This window comes from Nocardioides albidus (assembly GCF_006335005.1).
GTDB classification, from domain to species: Bacteria; Actinomycetota; Actinomycetes; order Propionibacteriales; family Nocardioidaceae; genus Nocardioides; species Nocardioides albidus.
This window is the reverse complement of record NZ_VDMP01000021.1, coordinates 20841-24042: the sequence shown is the minus strand read 5'-3', so window position 1 is coordinate 24042 and position 3202 is coordinate 20841. Positions and strand designations below refer to the sequence as shown.

Annotated in this window: 3 protein-coding genes; all 3 read right to left on the bottom strand. The window is 73.2% G+C overall.

Annotated elements, in window-relative coordinates; all coding sequences use genetic code 11:
• Positions 1-330: beta/alpha barrel domain-containing protein (locus FHP29_RS22600; protein WP_476703662.1), on the bottom strand; the 330-nt coding region annotated here is incomplete at its 3' end.
• A complete protein-coding gene (gene edd, locus FHP29_RS07825; RefSeq protein ID WP_139622317.1) occupies positions 317-2179 on the bottom strand; it encodes a phosphogluconate dehydratase in 1863 nt (620 codons plus the stop codon). The genes FHP29_RS22600 and edd, both read right to left, overlap by 14 nt.
• Position 2180: 1 nt before the next feature.
• A partial coding sequence (gene zwf, locus FHP29_RS07820) for a glucose-6-phosphate dehydrogenase (protein WP_205013943.1) occupies positions 2181-3202 on the bottom strand: 1022 nt, incomplete at its 5' end.

The window sequence follows — 3202 nt, the reverse complement described above, 5'->3', positions numbered from 1 at the left end:
GACGGTCGACGTGCCGGGCAGGAAGGGCACGCCGGTCGCCTGCATCGCGGCGAGCAGGGAGGGCGTGGAGCCGGGCGACACGAGGAAGGTGGCGCCGGCCGCGACCGCCGCCTGCGCCTGGGCCGGCGTCGTGATGGTGCCGGCGCCGAGGGCGATCTCGGGCACCTCGTCCGCGATGGCGCGCAGGGCGTCGAGGGCGACCGGGGTGCGCAGGGTCAGCTCGATGGCGGGCAGGCCGCCGTCGACGAGGGCCCGGGCGATCGGGACGGCGGTGGCGAGATCGTCGACGACGACGACCGGGAGGACCGGGACGAGGTCAAGAGCGGACAAGGGGAGTCTCCAGGGCGGCGGCGGTGGTGGGCATCGGGAAGATCGAGGCGCCCTCGTCGGCAGGCCCGACGGTGGCACGGAAGGCGGCGAAGAGCTCACGGCCCGTCCCGGCCCACGCGGCGCCGGACGGGGCCGCGCCGGTCGGCGTACGGTCGGCGAGGTCCGCCGCGATGCTCAGCGTCCCCGCGTCGGCGTCCAGCGTGATCAGGTCGCCGTCCCGGACCCGGGAGAGCGGCCCCCCGAGGGCTGCCTCCGGGGTGACGTGGATGGCGGCGGGGACCTTGCCGGACGCGCCGGACATCCGGCCGTCGGTCACGATCGCGACCTTCTGGCCGCGGTCCTGGAGCACGCCGAGCGCCGGGGTGAGCTTGTGCAGCTCGGGCATGCCGTTGGCCGCCGGGCCCTGGTAGCGGATCACGGCGACCAGGTCGACGCCGTCGAGCTCGCCGGCGGAGAAGGCGGCGAGGAAGTCGTGTTGGTCGTCGAAGACCCGTGCCGGGGCGGACACCTGGCGGTGCTCGGGTGCGACGGCGGACGTCTTCACGACCCCTGTCCCGAGCGGTCCACGGACCACCTTGACGCCGCCGTCGGCCGAGAACGGGTCGGTCGCCGGACGGAGCACGTCGAGGTCCAGGCTGGCGGACGGGCCCGGACGCCAGGTCAGCTCGCCGTCGACGAGCACCGGCTCCTCGGTGTAGCGGCGCAGGCCGGGTCCGACGATCGTCTCGACGTCCTCGTGCAGCAGGCCCGCGTCGAGCAGGGTGCGCACGAGGAAGCCGATGCCGCCGGCGGCGTGGAAGTGGTTCACGTCCGCGGCGCCGTTGGGGTAGACCCGGGCCAGCAGCGGTACGACGGCCGACAGGTCGGCGAGGTCGTCCCAGGTGAGCAGGATGCCGGCAGCGCGGGCGATCGCGACCAGGTGCAGGGTGTGGTTGGTGGAGCCGCCGCTGGCGAGCAGGGCGACGCAGGCGTTGAGGACGACCTTCTCGTCGACCATCTCGCCCAGGGGCGGCGCGGCGTCGTACTGCGCGCTGCGGCGCACGGCGACCGCGGCCGCCTCGCGGGTGAGGGCGTCGCGCAGCGGGTTGTCGGGGTTCACGAAGGACGAGCCCGGCAGGTGCAGGCCCATCACCTCCATGATCAGCTGGTTGGAGTTGGCGGTGCCGTAGAAGGTGCACGTCCCCTTCGAGTGGTACGACGCCGCCTCGGCCTCGAGGAGCTCCTCGCGCCCGGCCTTGCCCTCGGCGAAGAGCTGGCGGACGCGGGCCTTCTCCTTGTTGGGCAGGCCGGAGGTCATCGGTCCCGCCGGCACCCACACGGCCGGCAGGTGGCCGAAGGAGAGCGCGCCGATCAGCAGCCCGGGCACGATCTTGTCGCAGACCCCGAGCAGCAGCGCGGCGTCGAACATGTCGTGCGAGAGCGCGATCGCGGTCGACATCGCGATCACGTCGCGGCTGTAGAGCGAGAGCTCCATGCCGTCGCGGCCCTGGGTGATGCCGTCGCACATGGCGGGTACGCCGCCGGCGACCTGGGCCAGGCCGCCGGCGCGGATCACGGCGTCCTTGAGGACGGGCGGATAGTCGCCGTACGGCTGGTGCGCGGAGAGCATGTCGTTGTAGCTGGTGACGATCGCGAGGTTGGGCTTCTGGCCGCGCGCCAGCTCGGTCTTGGCCGGTCCCTCGGCGGCCGCGAAGCCGTGGGCGAGGTTGGCGCAGGCCAGGCGGCCGCGTGCGGGTCCGCGCACGCCGGCCGCCCGGACCCGCTCGAGGTAGGCCGCGCGGGTGGCGGCGCTGCGCTCGGTCAGCCGGCGGGTCACGTCGGCGAGGACGGGGTGGAGGGTCGGGCTCATGTCACTCCTGCCAGGTGTGGCCGTCGCGCGCCGGCAGCAGTGCCGCCGCGGCCGGGCCGTCGGTTCCGGGGTGGTAGCGGACCGGCTCGACGGCCGTGCGCTCCCACTGCTCGAGGATCGGCTCGACCCACGCCCACGCGGCCTCGACCTCGTCGCGGCGCATGAACAGGGTCGGGATGCCGCGCATCACGTCGAGGAGCAGGCGCTCGTAGGCGTCGGGGCTGCGCTCGTCGAACGCGTCCGCGTAGCTGAGGTCGAGGGAGGCCGGGTGCAGCCGGATGCCGCCCGGGCCGGGGTGCTTGGCCGTGAGATGCAGCTGCATGCCCTCGTCGGGCTGCATCCGGATGGTCAGCCGGTTGGGGGTGGCGACGCCCTCGCTGTGCGGGAACATCGTGTGCGGCGGCTCCTTGAAGACCACCTCGATGGTGGACTCCTGGCGGGCCAGCCGCTTGCCGGTGCGCAGGTAGAACGGGACACCCGCCCACCGCCAGTTCTGCACCTCCGCGCGCAGGGCCACGAACGTCTCGGTGGTGCTCGGCCGCCCGATCTCCTCGCCGTACGTCGTGTACTGGCCGCGCACCGTGTTGCGGTCCACGTCGCTGCCGGCCAGGGGGACGAGGGCCCGCAGCACCTTGAGCTTCTCGTCGCGCACGGGGTCGCCGCCGACGTACGTCGGGGGCTCCATCGCGACCAGGCAGAGCATCTGCAGCAGGTGGTTCTGCACCATGTCGCGCAGCGCGCCGGATCGGTCGTAGTACTCGCCGCGGCCGGCGACGCCGAGCTTCTCGGACACGGTGATCTGCACGTGGTCGATCCAGCGGGAGTTCCAGATCGGCTCGAGGAAGACGTTGGCGAAGCGCGTGACGAGCAGGTTCTGCACGCTCTCCTTGCCGAGGTAGTGGTCGATCCGGAAGATCTGGCGCTCCTCGAAGACCCGGCCCACGGCGTCGTTCACGACGCGGGAGGAGGCGAGGTCGGAGCCGATCGGCTTCTCGAGGACGATCCGGCTGGTCTCCTCGACCA